The 20,782-nt window shown below is 64.1% G+C and carries 18 protein-coding genes; 8 read left to right on the forward strand and 10 right to left on the reverse strand.

The features are described from left to right. Nucleotides 1-26: 26 nt before the first annotated feature. The 5 genes from gyrB to dnaA form a co-directional block, all read right to left on the reverse strand. Nucleotides 27-2,135 (reverse strand): DNA topoisomerase (ATP-hydrolyzing) subunit B, encoded by a 2,109-nt coding sequence (gyrB, locus tag QYR03_RS08140; protein ID WP_301712678.1) that lies wholly within the window; start codon nt 2,133-2,135, stop codon nt 27-29. A 117-nt stretch (nt 2,136-2,252) separates the two neighbouring features. Further along, entirely contained in the window at nt 2,253-2,897 is a 645-nt protein-coding gene (locus QYR03_RS08145) for a DciA family protein (protein ID WP_301712677.1), read from the reverse strand. Beyond that, nucleotides 2,894-4,087 (reverse strand): DNA replication/repair protein RecF, encoded by a 1,194-nt coding sequence (gene recF, locus QYR03_RS08150; RefSeq protein ID WP_301712676.1) that lies wholly within the window; start codon nt 4,085-4,087, stop codon nt 2,894-2,896. The genes QYR03_RS08145 and recF overlap by 4 nt, the downstream gene beginning before the upstream one ends. A 12-nt stretch (nt 4,088-4,099) precedes the next feature. Further along, a complete protein-coding gene (gene dnaN / locus QYR03_RS08155) occupies nt 4,100-5,287 on the reverse strand; it encodes a DNA polymerase III subunit beta (RefSeq protein ID WP_301712675.1) in 1,188 nt (395 codons plus the stop codon). Between the two features lie 525 nt (nt 5,288-5,812). Beyond that, nucleotides 5,813-7,486, reverse strand: coding sequence for a chromosomal replication initiator protein DnaA (gene dnaA / locus QYR03_RS08160; protein ID WP_301712674.1), 1,674 nt, complete (start codon nt 7,484-7,486; stop codon nt 5,813-5,815). 851 nt (nt 7,487-8,337) lie between these two features. Between dnaA and rpmH the strand changes: the two genes are divergently transcribed. The 8 genes from rpmH to QYR03_RS08200 all read left to right on the forward strand — a co-directional run bounded on the left by rpmH (nt 8,338) and on the right by QYR03_RS08200 (nt 13,773). Further along, nucleotides 8,338-8,475 (forward strand): 50S ribosomal protein L34, encoded by a 138-nt coding sequence (rpmH, locus tag QYR03_RS08165; RefSeq protein ID WP_259849306.1) that lies wholly within the window; start codon nt 8,338-8,340, stop codon nt 8,473-8,475. Between the two features lie 14 nt (nt 8,476-8,489). Next, a complete protein-coding gene (rnpA, locus tag QYR03_RS08170) occupies nt 8,490-8,849 on the forward strand; it encodes a ribonuclease P protein component (RefSeq protein WP_259849309.1) in 360 nt (119 codons plus the stop codon). Between the two features lie 12 nt (nt 8,850-8,861). Beyond that, a complete protein-coding gene (gene yidD / locus QYR03_RS08175) occupies nt 8,862-9,137 on the forward strand; it encodes a membrane protein insertion efficiency factor YidD (protein ID WP_259849311.1) in 276 nt (91 codons plus the stop codon). 7 nt (nt 9,138-9,144) lie between these two features. After that, nucleotides 9,145-10,329: a membrane protein insertase YidC gene (gene yidC / locus QYR03_RS08180; RefSeq protein ID WP_259849313.1), complete on the forward strand. Its 1,185-nt coding sequence runs from the start codon at nt 9,145-9,147 to the stop codon at nt 10,327-10,329. A gap of 4 nt (nt 10,330-10,333) precedes the next feature. Continuing rightward, entirely contained in the window at nt 10,334-10,975 is a 642-nt protein-coding gene (gene rsmG / locus QYR03_RS08185; RefSeq protein ID WP_301712673.1) for a 16S rRNA (guanine(527)-N(7))-methyltransferase RsmG, read from the forward strand. A gap of 96 nt (nt 10,976-11,071) precedes the next feature. Next, a complete protein-coding gene (locus QYR03_RS08190) occupies nt 11,072-12,019 on the forward strand; it encodes a ParA family protein (RefSeq protein WP_301712756.1) in 948 nt (315 codons plus the stop codon). A gap of 4 nt (nt 12,020-12,023) precedes the next feature. Continuing rightward, entirely contained in the window at nt 12,024-13,106 is a 1,083-nt protein-coding gene (locus tag QYR03_RS08195; protein WP_259849322.1) for a ParB/RepB/Spo0J family partition protein, read from the forward strand. A gap of 10 nt (nt 13,107-13,116) precedes the next feature. Further along, the gene (locus QYR03_RS08200) at nt 13,117-13,773 is read left to right on the forward strand and encodes a hypothetical protein (RefSeq protein ID WP_259849327.1); all 657 of its coding nucleotides are present in this window, start codon (nt 13,117-13,119) and stop codon (nt 13,771-13,773) included. A 29-nt stretch (nt 13,774-13,802) separates the two neighbouring features. Here the strand turns inward: QYR03_RS08200 and QYR03_RS08205 are convergent, their stop codons facing one another. The 5 genes from QYR03_RS08205 to murJ all read right to left on the reverse strand — a co-directional run bounded on the left by QYR03_RS08205 (nt 13,803) and on the right by murJ (nt 20,778). Then, nucleotides 13,803-14,981 (reverse strand): N-acetylmuramoyl-L-alanine amidase, encoded by a 1,179-nt coding sequence (locus QYR03_RS08205; RefSeq protein WP_301712672.1) that lies wholly within the window; start codon nt 14,979-14,981, stop codon nt 13,803-13,805. Nucleotides 14,982-15,087: 106 nt separating this feature from the next. After that, the gene (gene trxA, locus QYR03_RS08210) at nt 15,088-15,411 is read right to left on the reverse strand and encodes a thioredoxin (RefSeq protein ID WP_301712671.1); all 324 of its coding nucleotides are present in this window, start codon (nt 15,409-15,411) and stop codon (nt 15,088-15,090) included. Nucleotides 15,412-15,567: 156 nt separating this feature from the next. Next, nucleotides 15,568-16,539, reverse strand: coding sequence for a thioredoxin-disulfide reductase (gene trxB, locus QYR03_RS08215; RefSeq protein ID WP_301712755.1), 972 nt, complete (start codon nt 16,537-16,539; stop codon nt 15,568-15,570). Nucleotides 16,540-16,661: 122 nt separating this feature from the next. Further along, nucleotides 16,662-17,303 (reverse strand): sigma-70 family RNA polymerase sigma factor, encoded by a 642-nt coding sequence (locus QYR03_RS08220; protein WP_301712670.1) that lies wholly within the window; start codon nt 17,301-17,303, stop codon nt 16,662-16,664. Nucleotides 17,304-17,442: 139 nt separating this feature from the next. Continuing rightward, nucleotides 17,443-20,778: a murein biosynthesis integral membrane protein MurJ gene (murJ, locus tag QYR03_RS08225; protein WP_301712669.1), complete on the reverse strand. Its 3,336-nt coding sequence runs from the start codon at nt 20,776-20,778 to the stop codon at nt 17,443-17,445. Nucleotides 20,779-20,782: the final 4 nt, after the last annotated feature.

The following is a 20,782-nucleotide window of genomic DNA, read 5'->3' on the forward strand; positions in this document are numbered from 1 at the left end:
ACTCGTCGATAAGCGAAAATGCGTCCTTAGACGTCGAGGAAGCGGACGTCCTTTGCCTTGCGGGTGATGAACGAACGGCGGGCGGCGACATCGTCGCCCATGAGTACGGAGAAGAGCTCGTCGGCGCGCTGGGCGTCCTCGAGGTCGACGCGGCGCAGGACGCGGTGCTCCTTGTCCAGGGTGGTCTCCCACAGCTCGCCCGCGTTCATCTCGCCGAGACCCTTGTAGCGCTGAATGCCGTCGTCCGTGTTGATCTTGCGGCCCTCGTTCAAGCCGGCCTCGAGCTCGGCGTCGCGCTCAGCATCCGAGTACGCGTAACCCGGATCGCCCTTGGCCCACTTCAGCTTGTACAACGGCGGGTTAGCGAGATACACGTGACCGTTGGCGATCAGGTCCGGCATGAGGCGGTAGAGCAACGTGAGCAGCAGCGTTGCAATGTGCTGGCCGTCCACGTCCGCATCAGCCATGAGGACGATCTTGTGGTAGCGGAGCTTGGAGATGTCGAACTCGTCGTTGATGCCCGTGCCCAGCGCCGTAATGATCGCCTGGACCTCGTTGTTGTTTAGCACACGGTCGAGGCGGGCCTTCTCCACATTCAGGATCTTGCCGCGGAGCGGAAGAATCGCTTGGTACATCGAATCGCGGCCCTGTTTCGCGGAGCCGCCAGCAGAGTCACCCTCCACGATGAACAGCTCGGAGACGACCGGGTCCTTCGAGCGGCAGTCCGCCAGCTTGCCCGGCAGACCGCCAAGATCCGTCGCGGACTTGCGGCGCACGGATTCGCGCGCCTTCCGCGCAGCTTCGCGCGCTTGCGAAGAGGACACGGCCTTTTTGATGATGACCTTCGCCTCAGCCGGGTTCGCATCGAACCAGTCGTTGAGGTGCTCATTGACTGAGCGCTGAACAAAGCCCTTGATCTCCGAGTTGCCCAACTTCGTCTTCGTCTGGCCCTCAAACTGCGGGTCACCCACGCGCACGGACACGACCGCGGACAGGCCTTCGCGGCAGTCGTCGCCGGTGAGGTTCGGATCCTTGTCCTTGATCAGCTTATGTTCGCGCGCGTAGCGGTTCATCAAACTCGTGAGCGCCGCACGGAAACCTTCCTCGTGCGTGCCGCCCTCGTGCGTGTTGATGGTGTTGGCGAAGGTGTGCACCGACTCCTTGAACCCGCCGTTCCACTGCATGGCGATCTCGAGTTCGTGGTCTTGGCCCTTCACGTCGAAGCCGACCACCGTCGGGTGAATCGCCGTCTTGTTGCGGTTCAAGTAGTTCACATAGTCGATCAGACCGTTCGGGTAGAAGAACGTGACTTTCTTTTCGCGCTTCCTCTTCGTGTCCGGCGCGACGCCTGTCTCATCGTCGCTGTCCTCAGTCTTCTCCGTTTCGCCGGTGCGCTCGGTGCCCTCAGTGTCACCGGTACCCTCGGCATCGTCGAAGGAATCGCCTTCGATGACCTGGGCTGTGTCGCCTTCCTCGGCGATTGCCTCGAGCTCCAGCTCTTCCTCGGAGACGCGCTCGTCCTTCAGGGTGATGGTCAGGCCCTTATTCAGGAAGGCCATTTCCTGCAGGCGACGGGAAATCGTGTCGTAGTCGAAATCGACCGACTCAAAGATCTCCGGGTCCGGCCAGAATCGGATCGTCGTACCGGTGCCGCGGGCGTTGTCGCCCTCCACCAAATCCTCAGGGATCGCGTTGGTGAACTTCTGGTACCAGTGCTTGCCGTCGCGCTTGATGTCCGCCTCAACGCGGGTGGACAGCGCGTTCACCACGGAAATACCCACACCGTGGAGGCCGCCCGAGACTGCGTAAGACTCGGAGTCGAATTTGCCGCCGGCGTGCAGCTGAGTCATGACCACCTGGACGGTCGGCGCACCCGACGGGTGCATTTCCACCGGGATGCCGCGGCCGTTATCCACGACCTGGACACCGCCGTCTTTCAACAGCGTCACCTCGACCTTGTCGGCGAAGCCGGCCATAGCCTCGTCGACGGAGTTGTCCACGACCTCCCACACCAAGTGGTGCAGGCCGCGCACACCGGTGGAGCCGATGTACATGCCGGGGCGCTTACGCACGGCCTCCAACCCCTCAAGGATGGTGATCGATGACGCGTCATAATGCGGTTGTTGCTCGGCCACTTTCCCGAAACTCTCCTGTCACGGCGTAAATACGTCTTTAACCCATGTCATCTTACACGGTTGAGGTCCCCCACAGACGCACCGCCGACGCCAGCGACAGGGTGTTTCACGCGCGTTTTACCCGTACGTATCCCGCGGCCCGCGGCCCTTGACATGAAGCGGCCCATACCGCCAGTTCTTGGTCTTGGGCGGGTAGACGTGCAGTTTCGTGATCACGCCCGGCCCGATTTTCTCCGCGATCTGGGACAGCACGGTGGACTGCATGTACTTCAGGTTCGTGGCCCAGGCGGTCTGGTCGCAGGAGATGAACAGCTCCCCGTTTTTGATCATGCTCACTTCGGTGTGCTGCGCGATCTTCTCCCCCACCAGGGATTCCCAGTTGCCCATTACCCAGCCGTGGGCGATGGGTTCTGTCCAGTCGCGCTGTTGAATCTCCTTCTTCAGCAACGAGCCGAAACCGGCGACCTGGTAGCTTCTCCGCAGCGGCCGCCCGTCAGCACCCGTCGGCCGACCCATGTGCGGACGGTTCTTCGCTGTTGTGCCGGGGGCAGTCTTCTCCGGGGCGAGGTCCAGGCCCGGCACGGAGATCTCCGGTGTCGCCGATTCTTCCGTGCCCATCGCCGCGGCGAGTTTGCCCACGGACCGGCGCGGAACGACATTTTGGCCCTGGCCCGCGAGCCGCGGCACCTTTCTTCCGCGCCGCTTCGCTGTGGCCCGGAGATTTTCGAATGTGGCGCTGACCAGGTCTTGCGGCTCAGTCACGAGATCGCCTCGATAGTGGACACGCGTCCGTCGCCGCTATCTTTCATGACCACGCCGTAGCGCGCGGAAACATGGTCATCGAGGTTCGCCGGCAGATCGTCGCCGACCGCGGCGGTGATGAGCACCTGCTCAGCCTTCTCCGCCACGGCGACGAGGCGACGGCGCCGTTTGGCGTCCAGTTCCGCGAATACATCGTCCAGAATCAGCACCGGTTCCACACCGTCGGACGAGAGCAGCGCATACTCCGCCAGGTGCAAGGCGAGCGCGAACGACCAGGTTTCCCCGTGGCTCGCGTATCCTTTCGCCGGGTGGTCGCCGAGCATCAGCACGAGATCGTCCCGGTGCGGACCGACCAACGTCGTCCCACGGTCGATTTCCTCCTTGCGGCGCCGCGAGAGCTCCGTGAGAAACGCGGCCTCAATAATCGCCGGGTCGTGGGTATCCGCATCAGCGAGCTTTTCGACGCCCCGGTCCACCGTCGAGCTGTACCCGATCCCCGCCGGTCGCGATTCCGGGGCGACTGAGGCGTATGCGTCGTGAACCGGTTGGGACAGCTCGGCGACAAGTTTCTTGCGCCCTGCGATCACTTGCGCGCCGAGTGAAGCCAACTGCATGTCCCAGGCATCGAGGGTGCTCAGCGCGCTGGCACCCTGGTCGTCGTTGTAACCGCGCCGCAGCAGCATATTCTGCGAGCGCAAAAGCGCGTTGCGCTGACGCAGCACCTTGTCGTAATCCGCTTTCGCCCCGCCGAATCGTGGGGTGCGGATGCTGGCCAACCCGTCGAGAAAGCGCCGCCGCTCCCCCGGCTCACCCACCACGAGCGCCAGATCCTCAGGCGCGAAAACCACCGTCCGCAGCACACCGAGCATCTCGCGCGGGGATTTCAACCGTGTCCGGTTGATCTGCGCCTGGTTGGCTTCCTTCGGCTTGATCAGCAGGTGTGTTGTCAGTTCCCGGCCCTCGTTGACCGTGGTGACCGACACCCGCGCGTTCTGCGCACCGGCGCGCACCAGCGGTTGATCCTTGGAGACACGGTGACTGCTCAACGTCGCCGAGTAGATGACCGCCTCGACGATGTTGGTCTTCCCGTGGCCGTTGCGGCCGGAGAATACTGTGACTCCTTGGTCCAGCTCGAGGTTCAGCTCGGGCCAGGAGCGGAAATCACGCAGATCGAGTTCACGGACAAACACGGATCACGCCGCTTAACCCGGCAGGCGCACCGGCATCAGCAGGTAGGTGAAGTCGGTCGCCGGGGTGTCGAAGGAACCGTCCGCGCCCGCCTCCGGCATCTCCTCCGGTTCCGGGATCATGATGGCCGGCCGCGATGCCTCGGTGAAGCCGAAAACAACACGCTTGGTCGGAATGACACTCAAACCGTCGCGCAGGTAGCCGGAGTTGAAGGCGATGAGCAGCTCATCGGCACCCGTGAACGCGCACTGGAGGGATTCGCTCGCCTCCCCGGAATCAGCGCCGGAGGCATAGAGAGTGACCTCGCCCGGCTTGAAGTGCATGCGCAGCTGCGCGTTACGGTCGGCGACCAGGCTCACGCGGCGGATGGCCTCGACCAGCGGAGCGATTTCAACCGATGCCATGGAAGTGTGCGATTTCGGCAGCAGCGGCTGAATATTCGGGAATTCTGCGTCCAGCATGCGCGTCGTGGTCTCGCGGTTCTGCGAGTGGAGACCGAACAGGCCGTCGCCACCAACGTTCTCGCCGGTGCCCACAGCAATCTCGACCGGCTCCTCGAGGTGGGAGGCCAGAGTGCGGGCGTTGTCCAACAGCGTTTTTGCCGGAATGAGCAGCTTCGCCTGCACATCAGCGTTGACAGGCTCCCACTCCAGCGACCGTAGCGCCAGACGGAAACGGTCGGTGGCGGCCAGCTGGACGCTGTTGCCCGAAATCTCCATGTGCACACCTGTCAGCATGGGCAGCGTGTCATCGCGCCCGGCGGCGGATGCCACCTGAGTGATCGCGTTGACGAAAGTGGAGGTGTCCAACGTGCCGGTGACCTCCGGCAGCTTGGGCAGCTGCGGATAATCGTCCAGCGGCATAAGCGGTAGCTCGAAGCGGGCGGCCCCGCCCTGCAACAGCATGCGGGAATTGTCCACGGACACCTCGACGGGCTTGGCCGGCATGTTGGACACGATGTCCGCCATGAGCTTGCCTGCCACGGCGACGCGGCCCGGCTGATTGACCTCGGCGCTGATGCGCACCTGAGTGGAAACCTCGTAGTCGAAGCCCGCCAGTTCCAGGCCGTTGTCATCCGCCGTGATTACCACAGCGCGGAGCACCGGCTGCGTGTTCTTCGTGGGCAGATTGCGCGCGACCCACGCGACGGCATCCGAGAGATCGTCTTTGTGCACGCGGAATGACACGTTGTTGTCGTCCATGGTCCTCGTCGCTCCTTATTTCGGCTGCCGGATAGGTGAGCTCACTTTCAACTCACCTTAAGCGGTGCGCAGATTCGCCTCAACGCCAGCCTGCCCATTGAAGTGCGCACGCCCGGCCGAGTTGTCCCCACGCTCTCTTTCTCTTGGAATTCATACTAGGAAAAAGACTGGGAGAAACAGTAGGTGCTGTGCAGTCTGTGGAACACAGTCCATCGCACCATGTCGTCTCGGCGTGTCGCCTGTGGGCCATCGGTGTGCAATTCTTGTGGATAACTCGCATTGGTTGTGGATAACTTCTTCGGCCACTTTGTTCCCCACAGCCTCCGCGTCTAATTCCACCGCCAAATCACATCTTTCTCCCGCCCCTGTGGACAGCACTTTCGCGCTGTGGATAACCGTTACGTGACCAATGCCACTTAATTACAACGGTGGAATTACACAGGTGTGAATAAGCCTGTGGATAAACAAAAGCCACCGAGGAAGCCTTCCTCGGTGGCGTAGGTGGGCGTCGTTAAGCGGTGCGCGTCAGCGGGCGCGGACCCGGTTCTTGATGTCTTGGGTGAGCTCCTGGATTTCGTCGTAGGTCGCGCGGTTCTCTGTCATCTCCCCGCGGATCTTACGGTCGGCGTACATGACCGTGGTGTGGTCTTTGCCGCCGAATTCCTGGCCGATCTTCGGCAACGACAAATCGGTCAACTCGCGGCACAGGTACATGGCGATCTGGCGGGCGTGCGCGACCACGCGGGTCTTGCCGGCGCCGGTGAGCTTGTCCATGGGCACTCGGAAGTACTCGGCGGCCGCCTCCTTGATGGTCTCGGCCGTGATCGTCACATCCCCCTCGTCCGGGAGAATGTCGCGGAGCGCGACCTGGGCGACATCGAGGGTGATCGGCTCGTTGATCAGCGAAGAATATGCGGAAACCCTGATGAGGGCGCCCTCGAGCTCGCGGATCGACGATTCGAATTGCGAGGCGATGAGTTCGAGAACGTCCTCGTCGACGCGGGTGCCGTCAGCGGCGGCCTTCTTCATCAGAATCGCGATGCGCGTTTCCAGGTCCGGCGGCTGAATATCCGTGATCAGGCCGCCCTCGAAGCGTGTGCGCAGGCGGTCCTCCAGCGTGGTCAGCTGTTTCGGCGGACGGTCGGAGGACAAAATAATCTGCTTATTCGACTGGTGCAGGGCGTTGAAGGTGTGGAAGAACTCTTCCTGCGTCCCTTCTTTGCCCTCGAGGAACTGGATGTCGTCGACCATGAGAATGTCCAGGTCGCGGTAGCGCCGCTTGAAAGATTCCTGCCGGTCATCGCGCACGGAGTTGATGTAGTCGTTCGTGAACTCCTCAGAGGAGACGTACTTGATGCGCAGGTCCGGTTGCAGCACCTGGGCGTAGTTGCCCGCGGCGTGCAGCAGGTGCGTCTTGCCCAGGCCGGAGCCGCCCCAGATGAATAGCGGGTTGTAGGCGCGCGCCGGATTCTCCGCGACAGCCACCGCGGCGCCGTTGGCGAAACGGTTGGAGGAGCCGATGACAAAGTTCTCGAAGGTGTATTTCGGGTTCAGGCTGATGTCGCGGTCCGGGTCATGCGCCGGCTTCTCGCGCGGAATGCGCTGCGGCGCCGGAACGATCGGGTGGCTCGACTGCTGGCGGGAGGATTCCTCGACAGAGTTCTCCTGCTGCTGCGAGTGAATGCGCGCCAGCTCATCGAGTCCCATGGGCAGCTGTTCCCCCGCCAGCGGCGACGGATTCGCCGGGCGGGTCGGGGGTTGCTGCTGCGCCGCAGTCGGGAACGCCGGTTCAGAGTAGGTGCTGTACCAGTCGTCTGCGGAACTGTCGGTGCGCTGGGGCTGGGCTGGGGCTTGGACCTGGTTTTGCGCCTGGACTGGGGAGTGTGCCGGCACCTGCTGTTCGGAAGCCGCCGGGGTGTTCACTGAAACGGCGAGGTTGCAGGGCTGGCCCATGTGGTGGCTGAGGAGCTCCACGATGTAGGGGCCGAGATTGTTCTCCACCACATTCTTGGCCGCGGTGTGGGGTGCGGAAAGGATGCAGTAGCCGTCGACAAGCATGACGGGCTTGACCAGCTGCAGGTAGGCCCGGTCGCCCGGGGAGAACGTGGGCACGTGCGAATTCGGGCGTTCGGACAGGTTGAGCAGTTCGGCGACGATGTCCTGCCACAGAGCATTCAAACTCTGTTGATCGTGTGCCATGAAAGCCCGCTTTCCCTATCCGAATCCCGTTGCTCGCCCGCGGCGCCGAGATGGCGTTGCTGCCGCGGGCCGCTCACTTACCGCTCGCCGGTTACGAGCTTGTGAACCTTGTGAACAACGTGAACATTGCCCTGAACATGTGAATCCACAACTTTATCCACAGGTGTTGATGGAGTTCCTGTGTAGGTTATCCACAAGACAATCATCATGCTGTGGATAAACGATTGATGCCAAATTATCGCCTTTGACCTCGGTTTATGCCGCTTGGAATGGTAAAGCCTCAAGGTCATATTGAGGTTTATCCACAGTGGCAGTGGAACAATTCCTGTGAAGTTGTGGTGTTACAGCTTTCTTACCCTGCTCCGCCGCGGACTGTCTAGGTGGCACGGCCGCACCCCGGGCGTCGCGGAGCCCGGATCAGAATGCACGTTCGAGACCTCTCCAGACCCGCGCAGGCTACGTCGGCGTGTCGTGTTTGACCTGCGGAAAAACACATTGTTGTAATTTCGGGGGTGAACAAATTCTGGGGTCGCTACCCCCGCGCGTCGATTTGGCCGGTGCGACGCCGATCACGTATCCTGGCATGGTCTGTCGCACTCTGTTACCTCTGCGAATCCACAGCGACCGCAGTGTTCAGGGTGTGCGTGAGAGCATCATCAGTGCCGAGCACCGGGCCGCCTTGTTGGCGAGTCAGCGCCGATGACGCATGCCACCAGCGGTTTTCACGCTGTTAGAGCATCTCACTCACATGTTTTGAAAATGGCTGCCTCGTCCCGGGAAGGTGCCGGCGCCGGAGTCCCATCTCTGGTGCCCGCCGTTGGCCGCCGCATAGATCTCAAGGAGTCACCGCCATGTCTAAGCGGACTTTTCAGCCCAATAACCGCCGTCGCGCACGCAAGCACGGCTTCCGTACCCGCATGAACACCCGTGCTGGCCGCGCCATCGTTTCCGCGCGCCGCCGCAAGGGCCGCAACAAGCTCACCGCCTAGTCGTCTAGCGCGCTGTGCTGCCCCGCGCCCATAAGCTCACTTCTTCGGCGGAATTCCGCCGCGTGATCTCTCAAGGTGGGCGCGCGGGCTCCCGCACCGTCGTGGTGCACTATTACACCCGAACCGACACCGTCATTTCCGGCGGTCCACGGTTCGGGTTAATTGTGTCTAAACAGGTGGGCAACGCCGTCGTCCGCCACCGCGTGTCCCGCCAGTTGCGCCATATCTGCATGGAGTTGGCACGCTCGCTCGACCGGGACGTGGATATCGTCATCCGCGCCCTTCCGGCGAGCGCCAACGCCAGCAGCGATGTTCTGTGCAAAGACACCTCTTCGGGGATCGAGCGGGGGCGCAAGAAGGCGTCGAAAAGCTAAGGCGGTGTCCAAATGGACTACTTCAACTCGGACGGCGAGCGCATCCCCGCACCTTCCGGCCCCATAGGTGCGGCTGTGGTGCGGGGCGTGCGGCTTTACCAAAAACATTTCTCACCCCTTAAGATGGGATCGACGTGCCGCTTCGAGCCGACCTGCAGCGCGTACGCGCTAGAAGCGGTGTCCCGGCATGGAGCAGCCCGCGGTGGCCTCCTCGCGCTTGTGCGCCTAGCCAAGTGCGGGCCTTGGCATCCCGGCGGCTACGACCCCGTACCTATGAACAGGAGTTAGACAACCGGTGCTGAATTTCATCTATTGGCCCATTTCCGCGGTGCTGTGGTTCTGGCACAAGGTCTTCGGCTACATTTTCTCGCCGGATTCCGGTGTGGCGTGGCTCTTGGCGATCGTGTTCCTGACCTTCACCATCCGTATCTTCCTGGTCAAGCCGATGGTGAACCAGCTGCGCTCCGGCCGCAAGATGCAGGAACTCCAGCCGAAGATGCAGGAGATCCGCACCAAATACGCCAAGGACCAGCAGAAACAGGCGCAGGAAATGCAGCGCCTGTACAAGGAAGCCAACATGAACCCGCTGGCCAGCTGCATTGTGCCGCTGGTGCAGATGCCGGTGTTCATTGGCCTGTTGCACGTGCTGCGCTCCTTCAACCGCACAGGCACCTCCGGCGGCGGTTTGGGCATGACCGTGGAGGAGAACCGCAACACCGCGAACTACATCTTCTCCCCGGAAGATGTCCAGTCCTTCCTGGATGCCCGTGTCTTCGGGGTTCCGCTGTCGTCGTACATGTCCATGCCGGAAGAGCAGTTCGCGGCGTTCGCCCCGGCGGACTTCACCCGCACTGAAATCATCATGGTGGCCCTGCCGATGGTCATCGCCTGTGTGCTGCTGACCCACTTCAACGCGCGCATGTCCATGAGCCGCCAGCGCGAGCGCATGGCCAAGCGCAAGGCTGAGCAGGCGGCCGCCGGCAAGAAGCCGGATCAGACCGGTCCGGGTTCGCCGGAAATGATGGAAATGCAGATGAAGACCATGAACGGCATGATGCTGTGGTTCCTCCCGGCAACCCTGTTGTTCACCGGCTTCCTGTGGCACATCGGCCTGTTGACCTACATGCTGTCCAACAACGTGTGGACCTTCTTCCAGACCAAGCTCGTCTACGCCAAGATGGATAAGGAAGAGGCGGAAGAGGAAGAGGCTAAGCGCGAAGCGAAGCGCGCTTCCGCCCCCGTGGCTGGTGCGCGGACCGTGGACAACCGTTCCAAGAAACAGCGTCAGCGCGATGCTGCGAAGCAACGCGCCAACAACGCCCACCCGGAGAACGACGCGATCAACGATGCGGCGAAAGACCGAGCGAAGACGGAGACGGATTCTTCCGGAACTGACCCGAATATCGGTCTGAAGCCCAAGCCCGGCGCCAAGCCGGACAACCCAAAGAAGGGCAAGAAGAAAAAGAAGAAGGGTAAGTAGGCAGATGCCTGACTCAATGCCCCAGAGGGAGGATGCGCCCGTCGCAGCCGCAGAGATCTTCGGTGACCGGCTGCCGCTCGCGCAGGCCTACCACGACTCCCTAGCCACCACCGCCGCCGAGCGCGGTTTCATCGGACCGAAGGAAGTCAGCCGCCTGTGGAGCCGCCACGTGCTCAACTGCGCCGTCATCGCGGAGGCCTTCGACGAGGGCCTTAGCGTCGCCGACATCGGTTCCGGCGCGGGCCTGCCTGGCATTCCGCTGGCGATTGCCCGCCCCGACCTGCAGGTCACGCTTATCGAGCCCCTGCTGAAGCGCTCTACCTACCTGGGCGAGATCACCAGGGAGCTCGGTCTCAGCAACGTCACGGTCGTGCGCGGCCGCGCCGAGGAGCAGAAAAAGAAGCTTTTCGACGTCACCACCTCCCGCGCCGTCGCTCCCCTGGGCAAATTGGCCGGCTGGTCCCTTCCCCTGGTCTGCCCAGGCGGTTCCATGACTGCGATGAAGGGCGCGAGCGTGGCCGAGGAACTAGAGCGTGATGCCACCCAGATAACCAAGGCCGGCGGCACTGACGCTGAGATCCTCACCGTTGGTGAGGGCTTGCTGGAACAACCGACCACGTTGATCCGCATTGTGCGGGCTGGCTAACGGATGTCCGGGTGCTCTACTAATCTGGCACTGACTAGTTTTTGCTGATTGATACTGATCGATAGTGATCGATACTGAACCGTGACGGGAGGCCACGTGGACGACCAGCAGTGGGATGACACCCCGATTGCTGCGGCGGCTCGCCGTGCGGCGCAGATGAATAGCGGGAAGGCGACGGTGCCTAAGCCGGAGCAGCCGCGCCTGATCACAGTGGCGAACCAGAAGGGCGGTGTGGGCAAGACCACCACGTCCGTGAATCTGGCGGCGTCGCTGGCCAAGCTGGGCCGCAAGGTGCTTGTCGTGGACTTGGACCCGCAGGGCAACGCATCCACCGCGCTGGGTGCGGGCCACCGCGACGGGGAGACGTCCAGCTATGAGCTCCTCATCGGTGAGGCCACTGCGGAGGAGGCGCTGCAGCGCTCCGGGGACAACGACAATCTGTGGTGCATTCCTGCCACGATCGACTTGGCCGGAGCGGAGATCGAGTTGGTCAGCCTGGTCCGCCGCGAGTACCGCCTGGCGGACGCGCTGCGCGGGGGATTCCTCGACGAGCACGGCTTCGACTATGTTTTCGTCGACTGTCCGCCGTCGTTGGGCCTGCTCACCATCAACGCGATGAATGCTGTCGACGAGGTGCTCATTCCGATCCAGTGCGAGTACTACGCGCTCGAGGGCGTGGGCCAGCTTCTGAACAACATTACGATGATCCGCGGTGCCCTGAACCCGAATCTGCACATCTCTGCTGTGCTGCTGACGATGTACGACGCACGCACGAAGCTTTCCGAGCAGGTGGCCGAGGAAGTCCGCGGCCAGTTCGGCGACGTGGTGATGCGCAACATGATCCCGCGCTCAGTCAAGGTATCGGAAGCGCCGGGTTACGGCCAGACCGTGATCGAGTACGACCCGGGCTCCCGTGGCGCGTTGGCGTATTTCGACGCCGCGCGCGAACTGGCCACCCGCGGCGATTACCAGCCGCACGAGACGACCGGGCCGATCGGTGTGAGCCCGGAGATTTTCGCCCAGCTGGGCGAGGAGGACGAGTAGAGCAATGGCAGAGCAACGCAAAGGCGGTCTAGGCCGTGGGTTGGCGGCGCTGATTCCGTCGAACCCGGACCACCACCAGAAGACGGGCCCGCTCGGGGACGGCGCGGCGGATGTCATCATCGGCGGCAGCAAGGGCGCCCGCGACGAGAACAACGCGCCCAAAAAGAAGAAGCAAGTCAAAGGTGCCCCGACGATTCCGGGCGCACCGTCGGTCGGCCGCTCTTCCTCCGTCCCGGCCGCGATGGTGACGGGTGCTGCGGCGGACGCTGGCGGCGCCGCCGATTCTTTCGGCGCCTCCTACCAGGAGATCCCCATTGGGGATATTTTCCCGAACGCGAAGCAGCCGCGCACCACCTTCGATGAGGAGGAGCTGGCTGAGCTGGTCCACTCCGTCAAGGAATTCGGCCTCCTGCAGCCGATCGTGGTCCGTCCGGCGAAGGACGGCTACGAGCTCATCATGGGTGAGCGCCGCTGGCGTGCTTCCTCCAAGGCGGGCCTGAAGCGCATTCCGGCGATCGTCCGCGAAACCTCCGACGAGGACATGCTGCGCGACGCGTTGCTGGAGAATATCCACCGCGTGCAGCTCAACCCGCTGGAAGAGGCTGCCGCCTACCAGCAGCTTCTCGACGAATTCGGGGTCACCCAGGAGCAGCTCGCCGACCGTCTCGGCCGCTCCCGTCCAGTGATTACCAACTCGATCCGTCTGCTCAACCTCCCGGTACCGGTGCAGCGCCGCGTCGCCGCTGGTGTGCTGAGCGCCGGCCATGCCCGCGCCCTTCTTGGCGTCAAGGTCGGCCCGGAGGCCCAGGAGCAGCTCGCCGACCGCATTGTCGCCGAGGGCTTGTCCGTCCGCGCGACCGAAGAGGCGGTGACGTTGCTCAACCGCCAGGGTGCCCTGCCTGACAAGCCGAAGCGTGAGCCGGTGCCGCAGCCCGAGTTCCTCACGCAGGCCGCCGACCGTCTCGCCGACGAGTGGGACACCAAGGTCTCGGTGACCATGGGTAAGCGCAAGGGGAAGATCGTCGTTGAGTTCGGCGACCGCGACGATTTCGAGCGCATCATGGCGCTCATCGAGGGCACGGACTAGCCAAAGGGCCATGCCGCTGCGACACGCCCGGGTGATTCCGCTGGACGCGGTCACCGTGGACCGCATTCACCGCACCGCGGCCCGGAGCGTGTTCTGGGAGCTGGACCCGCTCGGTGATGCGTTCGGCGGCACGGACTCGGACGTCGATAAGGCGGCTTGGCTCCTCTCGCGCACCTACGAGCAGCCCGCGGTGGGCTTTTCCATCGTCGACCCCGCGGCCACGTCCGGCGCGCATGCGACGGTCCTCATGTGCCCGCCGTCCGCGGCGCCCGGCGCTGTGCGCATGCCCACCGCCCCGTTTTCCGCTGACGCATTTTGCCTGACTAGCCTGCACATCGATGCCGCCGTCGCGGGGATCGGCTGGGAGGCAGTGCTTATCGACGCCGCCGTCGCCTCACTCACCCAGCAGTCCATCTCCGCCGTCGAGGCGTTCGGTGTGCGCTCCGATCGTCCGGAAGAGCTGACTCCGATGTGCCGGCGGCTGGTGGACCAGCGGACCTTGATCGGCCTGATGGATGTCGATGTTCTCGAATCAGCGGGGTTCAAGGTGGTGGCCGACCACCCAGCCATTCCGCGGCTTCGGCTTGAGCTGCCGCCCGCGCACGGCCTGCTCACCGAGCGCGAGATCGCAGAGCTCCTCGCCGCTGTCCCAGTAGGAGGGCGCTAGCGGCCCCTGTGCCCCTGAGAGCTAGAGGGCTAGGCGCGTTCCTGGCGCAGCAGTTCCGTGAAGGAGTAGGTGCCGGTGGGCTGGTTGTCCTGCTCGAGCAGGTACAGGCGCTTCACTGCTACAACGATGGCCTCGGCGATCGCGTCGCGCTGCGTCGGGTCCGTGACGATCGCCATGTCGTGGGCGTTGGTTACGTAGCCCAGTACGACTTCCACCGACGGCATCTGCGTCATGCGCAGAAGCTCCCACGTGCGTCCGTGGTTGTAGCAGTTGCCCAGCTCCGTGCGGGCGACGATCTCGCGCTGGATGAAGCCGGAGAGCATCTCGCCCGTCATGGACGACGCACCGAGCTCCGAACCGAAGTAGAACGTGGCTACACCGTTGGCCTTCTCGTTCTGGTAGCGGTCCAGCTGCAGGGAGATCAGCAGGTCGGCCTCGAAGCTGTTCGCCAAATCAGCGCGGGTCTTCGCTGGCGGGCAGTCGCCGCGCGGCCCCGACATGATGGTCTCCATGCCTGCGGCGATCATGCGGGCCTCGACCCGGGAGGCCAGATCCCACAGAATCTCCTCCTCGGTGATCTCGCCGTAGGGTCCTTTGATCGACGCCATGTCTTGCGGATTGAAATTCGGGTCGATGACCACCCGCTTGCCGGTCAGGCGCGGGCCAGCCATGCGCACCACTTCCCGCTCCCGGATGGCTTGGGGGGAACCGCCCGTGATACGGCGGCCCAGCAGGCTCAGAGCGTGCAGTGTCTCAGGACCGCACACACCGTCATCCTGGATGCCGTAGTTCAGCTGGTAGGTGGACAGTGCTTCGTGGGTGTCGGGTCCGAAGTGCCCGTCGATACGCCCCGAGTAGAAACCGAGCTCCTGCAGCTGCTTCTGCAGCTGGCTCACGTCGTCGCCGACGAGGATCTGGTTGGGCTGGTACGACAGCGCGCGGGCGCCCAACGTGTAGGACGCCTGGCGCAGTTCACGCAAGGTGATGTCGTCGATCTCGCCGGAAGGGAGAATGCCGCGGGACTGCTGGAATGCCTTCAGCGTCGTGGCCAGTTCCTCGTCGAAATACATCTCCGACTGGGAGAAACGGCGGCGGTTCCACTCCCCCACATCGCCCTGGAAGTCGTCCAGCAACCCGAGTCGTGCGAGGGTCGAGCGGACTTCAGCGACGCGCGCGCTGGAGTCGCCCACTCGATACGTACCTAACACAAGTCACCTTCCTGACCGTCAGCCTTGAGGATCGCTTTCATCTTACTGGCACCCCACCAGCATTAGACGAATGCCATGCTTGAGTGCTGTTGTGTCAGCCGGCTTCTCAGATGTGGGGCTGCACGCGGGAGAGAATCTCGCCCTTCGGGCGCAGGCTGTTGAATTCGTCGACCTTCTGGCCGTCCTTGAAGATGATCACCGTCGGAATGGTCAACACCTGGTAGAGCGCGCCCAGGGTGCGCTCATCGTCCATGTTCACCTTGGCGATCTTCACCCGTCCATCGAGTTCCTCAGCAACCTCATTCAGAATCGGCGACAGCTTCTGGCACGGGCCGCACCATTCCGCCCAGAAATCGACGAGAACCGGGATATTCGACTCAATGACTTCCGATTTGAAGGTGTCCTGCGTGACGTCGACGACTTTGCTCATACGCTCCTACTTCCTTCGGTTAGCTCCGTCTTCACGGCTTTGTTCAACCGCGGGTTCACGACCATGGTGTTGGGACCCACGGTGAAAAACCGAGTTTACGTGCATGGATGCAAAAAACCGGCGTTTTTTCACCTGGGGTTTTGCTGTGACTTGGGTTTACAGCGCCTCGAGGTAGTGCTCCGCGTCGATGGCGGCGCGGCAGCCCGAGCCCGCTGCGGTGATGGCCTGGCGGTAGTAGTTGTCCACCAAGTCGCCAGCGGCGAACACACCCGGGACCGACGTCTTCGTGCTCGGCTGCTCGACGGTGACGTAGCCCTCCGCATCGGTGACCACCTGGCCGTCGAGGAAGCCGGAGCGCGGGTCATGGCCGATGGCGACGAACAGTGCAGTGGCGTCCAGGGTGGACTCCTCCCCCGTTGCGGTGTTCTTGATGCGCAGACCACCAACGCTGCCGCTGCCGCCGTCCTCGAGCACTTCCTCGACGACCGAGTTGGTGAGGAATTCGATCTTCTCGTTCTCCTTGGCGCGGTCCAGCATGATCTGGGAGGCGCGGAATTCCTCGCGGCGGTGAATGATGGTCACCTTGGAGCCGAAGCGGGTGAGGAAGGTGGCCTCCTCCATCGCGGAGTCGCCGCCGCCGACAACGGCGATGTGGTGGTCTTTGAAGAAGAACCCGTCGCACGTCGCGCAGGTGGACACGCCGCGGCCGGTGAGCTCCTGCTCCCCCGGAATGCCGAGGTGGCGCGGGGCAGCACCGGTGGCGAGGATGATCGAGCGGGCACGGAACTCGTCGTCGCCGACGAACACCTTCTTGATGTCGCCTTCCAGCTCCACCCGGTCCACCTGGTCAGCGCGCAGGTCGGCGCCGAAACGCTCGGCCTGGGCCCGCATCTCCATCATCAGGTCCGGGCCCATGATGCCGTTTTGGAAACCGGGGAAGTTCTCCACCTCGGTGGTGTTCATCAGCTCGCCGCCGTACTCGTAGCCCTCGAAGACCAGGGGCTTCAGGTCGGCGCGCGCCGTGTACAGCGCGGCGGTGTACCCGGCCGGGCCGGAACCGACGACGATCACATCGTGGATGGTCGCGTCCCCTGCGTCAGTGCCCGCTTGCGCAGCAGCTTCCTTCATCGGTTCGGTCGGTGCAGTCTCCGGCGCGGATGTGAAGCCGCCCAGCACATTGGCGGAGGGGAATTGCGGTGTTGCGCTCTTCGGCGCGTTGGACCCTGTCTCTGTCATGGGCTCCAGTGTAGTTATCCCGTCAAGGTCTCCGTCAGCGCCTGCCGGGCACGGTTCCGGCGTGATTTCACGGTGCCGGGACGCACGCCCAAATGGGAGGCGGCGGAGTTGATGGAGTGACCGGCGACGTCGATAAGCATCAACGCCCGCTGCTGCGCGGCCGGAAGTTTGAGCACGGCTTGGCGGAGCGCGACGAGGCGGTCGAGGTTGCCCAGCGGGTCGTGCGCGAGGTAGCGGTTCGCGTCCTGGGTGAGCTTCTCCTCGTCGTCGAGGCTGGTGTGCTGGCGCTTATTGTCGGCGCGTTTGGCATGGTCGTAGCCCGCGTTGAGGACCAGCCGGTGCAGCCATGTGGTGAGCGCGGACTCCGAGCGGAAGGTGTGCATGTTGCGAGACGCCTTGAACAGCGCGTCCTGCACGATGTCCTGCGCGTCGTGCTCGTTGCGCGCGTATTTCCTGGCCACCGCCATCATGCGCTGCCGATGCCTTTCGACGATCAGCGCGAATGCCCGGTGGTCCCCCGCGACGTAGTCCTTGACCAGTGCCTTGTCTGTCTTTCTCTGCTGCTGCTGTTTGCGTTGGGCGTTGAGCCTGTAGCTCCGCGCAAGGCGGCCGTGGCTGTGTGTCTTGTCTTGCGTGTGCCCGTTAGTGAGCGTCATGTGTCCCTGTCCCCCCCGAACAAGTCCTCCCCGATATGTGTGGTGCGTAACCCATTGTGCCCCGCGCTGGGCCGGGACGCTCGCGGCGGTTGCGCATTACAGTGCGCAATGCTGGGGCCAGTTCAGGGGCAGGGGGGTTCTAGCGCATGCGCGTGCCCACGACGGTGACGCCGCGGATGACAGCTGCGGAACCGTCCCAGTTCTCGTCGCCGACAGGTGCGCTGAAGGAGATGACGAGACCGGTGACCGGTGCGGCGTTGCCCTGGTTCTCTTTCCCGATCTCGATGTCCGTCCGGCCGTTCTTCAGCGTCCCGTCGGAGAGAACGGGCAGGTGGTTGATGTCGGTGGCGGTGGCGTCCCCGGTCGGCTCGTTGATGCCGTAGACGGTGTAGTTCAGCCCGCCACTGGTGTCGGCCGTTGTTGTCGCTGTGGCTGTATCGATGATCAGCTCTTCCGGAATGAACGCGGCGTTGCCCCCGGCCCCGTCACCCGTTTCCGTTCCCGCGGTGATCAGGATCTTCTCCCCCGCGGCGGCGGAGGCGGCGGTGGTGTCGTTGCCGTCGACGAGCGCGGCGAAATCTGTGCTCCTGCTGCTGTCGTCGCGGCTTTCGCCCCACGTTGAAGCGTTGAGCGGGGCGATGATGACGGGCAGTTTCCCGGCGGGGGCGTTCTCGATGCCTTCGGAGACCTGCTCGGCACCGTCGCGCGCGGATTCGTTGGTGATCGGGGAATCCGGCCTGGTGCTGAACATGCCCACGAGGTAGACAGTCAGCGTGGCGACGAGGACGACTGCCGTGATCGCCACCGCGACGAGCCCCGCGGTGCCCAGCGTGCCCAGGCCGCGCTCGCCGAAGCCGCCGCGTCGGGCCGTGTGCCCGGAATCCTCTTGCTCGAGCTGGCCGAGCTGGTCGAGCTGGTGCGGCTGCTGGCTTGTCAGGCGGGCGGGTGCCGGGGTGCCCTCAGGGCCGCCTGCACCGGAGATAGCCGCCAGTTGCTGCCCGATCGCACGGTAGTCGGGAAGCTCGTTGCCGGTGTCGCCGCCCGTGTTGCGTGCACTGAGAACCGCGCTGTCGAGGGCGTCGGTCTCTGCGGAACCGGCGAGCAACTCGAGGGCGGAGGCGTACGCGGAGACGTCGGCATCGATGTCAGCGTCGGGCAGAACGGCCGGGAAGGCCAGGACGACCGTGCCGTTGTCGCTCACCCGCATGCGGTTGCGGTTGTCCAGGCCGAGGGCCACGCCGCGCTCGTGCGCCTGCGCCATGGTCTCGGTGAGGGGGAGCATGGCGGAAGCGACGGCTTCGTCGAGAAGCGTTGCGCCCGAATCCGCGACCGTCTTGAGGTCCGAGCCCGGCACCCACTCGGCGACGACGACGCAACCGGTGCGGTAGCGGACCGTCTCGATGACGGGCGCGATCGCCGGCAAGTTGAGCGCGGCGAGCTGGTTCGTGCGGTGGCAGATTCCCGCCGCGTCGATGGCGGCCTGACGTGGAGACACTGGGGCCAGCGGTGCGGCGCCGCAGGTGTCCACGAAGGTGAGGGCGACCATGCGGCCGGTGGCCTGCTCGCGGGCCTGCCAGAAGCGGGCGGATGCGCTCGCGCCGTAGTCGCGCAGTAGGCGGAAACGGCCGTCGGAAACCGCCGCGCCGGGCACCAGGCGGGGGCCGCGCACAACGCCGGCGGACATTGGCGGCGGGATCGGGGATGCGTTGAACGTGTCGTCAACGAAGATCTGGGAGGACGCCTCCTGCGGATCGACCTCGCCAGCCGGGATTTGGTCCGCGGGGCTGGTGTGCACGATGCTTCCCAGGCCCGGAATGCGTGCGAGGGCGGCCCCCAGGTTGCGCACCTCCGGCAGTTTGGAGAACGACAGGGCAACGCCGGTCGCGATGACGAACACCACGCCGAGAATCAGGATCTCCAGCAGCAACCCGAAGGAGTCGCGTCGGCCCAGCGCCACGGCGAGGCCCGGCATGCCTCCGGGGATGAAGCGCAGCAGGAAACGCACGAGCATGGCGGTGGCCACGCCCACCAGGCCCGCGGCGGCGGCCCACACGGAGGTGTGCAGGACGGAGCCGGAATTCAGTGAGCCCAGCTTCCGGCGCAGCAGGTAGGCACCGATCACCGCACCAGCCACGAAGCCGAAGCCGTTGGCTGCGCCGAGCAGCACCACCACCTGGTCGGGGCGGGAGGCCATTGTGGGCGCCAGGATGGCCAGCACGACCTTGGTCAGCGTAATGCCGGCGATGATGAATGTCGGCGTCCACGCTTCCTCCCGGGCGTAGAACACGCGCAGGTGCAGCATCACCAGAGCGTAAGGGATGAGCGTGAACGCGCTGAAGCTGAGCGTCAGGCCCAGGGTGCGCGCTTCCTGGTTGGTGAAGTTGCCGTAGCCGAACAGGGCGTTGCCGATGTCGGGGCCCAGCGCCGTCATGAAGATGATGATGGGGATCAGCGCGATGAACGTCAGCTTCGTGCCCAATGTCAGGTCGCGGACCACGGCCTCGTCGTCGCCGTCGGCGGCGTTGCGGGACAGGCGTGGCATGATCGCCGTCAGCAGGGTCACGCCGACGATGCCGTACGGCACCTGGAGCAGCTGCCAGTGCTGCATGTAGATCACCGGGGCGGAGCCGTCCACGCCCGAGGCGATGCGGTTGTTGATGATGTAGCCGGCCTGCGAGATCGCCACATACGTCACGATCGCCAGGGCCATCCCGCCGAACTGCTTGAGGCGTTCGTCGATGCCCCACAGCGGGCGTAGGTCGATCTTCAGCCGCCGGAGCGCGGGCAGCATGATCAGGCACTGCACCGCGACACCGAGGGTGGTGCCCAGGCCGAGTAGGAGGATGTGCGGGTCGGTGACCCCTGTGTGCTCCTTGGGGTCGAGCTGCCCCGGCAGGATCATGTACAGCACCATGACGCCGATGGAGACCAGGTTGTTCGCCACCGGCGCCCACGCTCCGGGGCGGAACACCTCCTTCGTGTTCAAGATGGCCATGAACAGGGAGAACAGGCCGTAGAACATGATTTGCGGGAGCAGCAGGTAGGCGAACGACGTCGCTTGGACGAGGTTGACGTGCCCGTCTTCGTCAAGCATCAGTTCGGTCAGCGACGGCGCGCCGACGACCGTGAGCAGCGTGACCGCAGTCAGCAGCGTGACCGTCAGCGTGAACAGTCGCCGGATGAAGGCCGCGCCCCGGTCGGGGTCTTCCTTCTCGGCGCGCACGAGCACGGGCACCACTAGCGCGGTGAGCACGGAGCCCAGAACGATCTCGGTGATCATGTTGGGCAGCGTGTTCGCCGTGTTGAAAGCCGATGCCACTGCGCCGCCGAGCGCCGAGGTGATCATCACCGTGCGGATGAACCCGGTGATGCGCGACATCAATGTCGCCACGGCCATGGATCCGGTGGAGCGGACGACGCTGTTGTCGCTCGTCGTCTTCTTTTCCTCCGCCGCCGCTACGGGCTGGTCCACCATGACA

This window comes from Corynebacterium sp. P4-C1 (assembly GCF_030503595.1).
Classification (GTDB): Bacteria; Actinomycetota; Actinomycetes; order Mycobacteriales; family Mycobacteriaceae; genus Corynebacterium.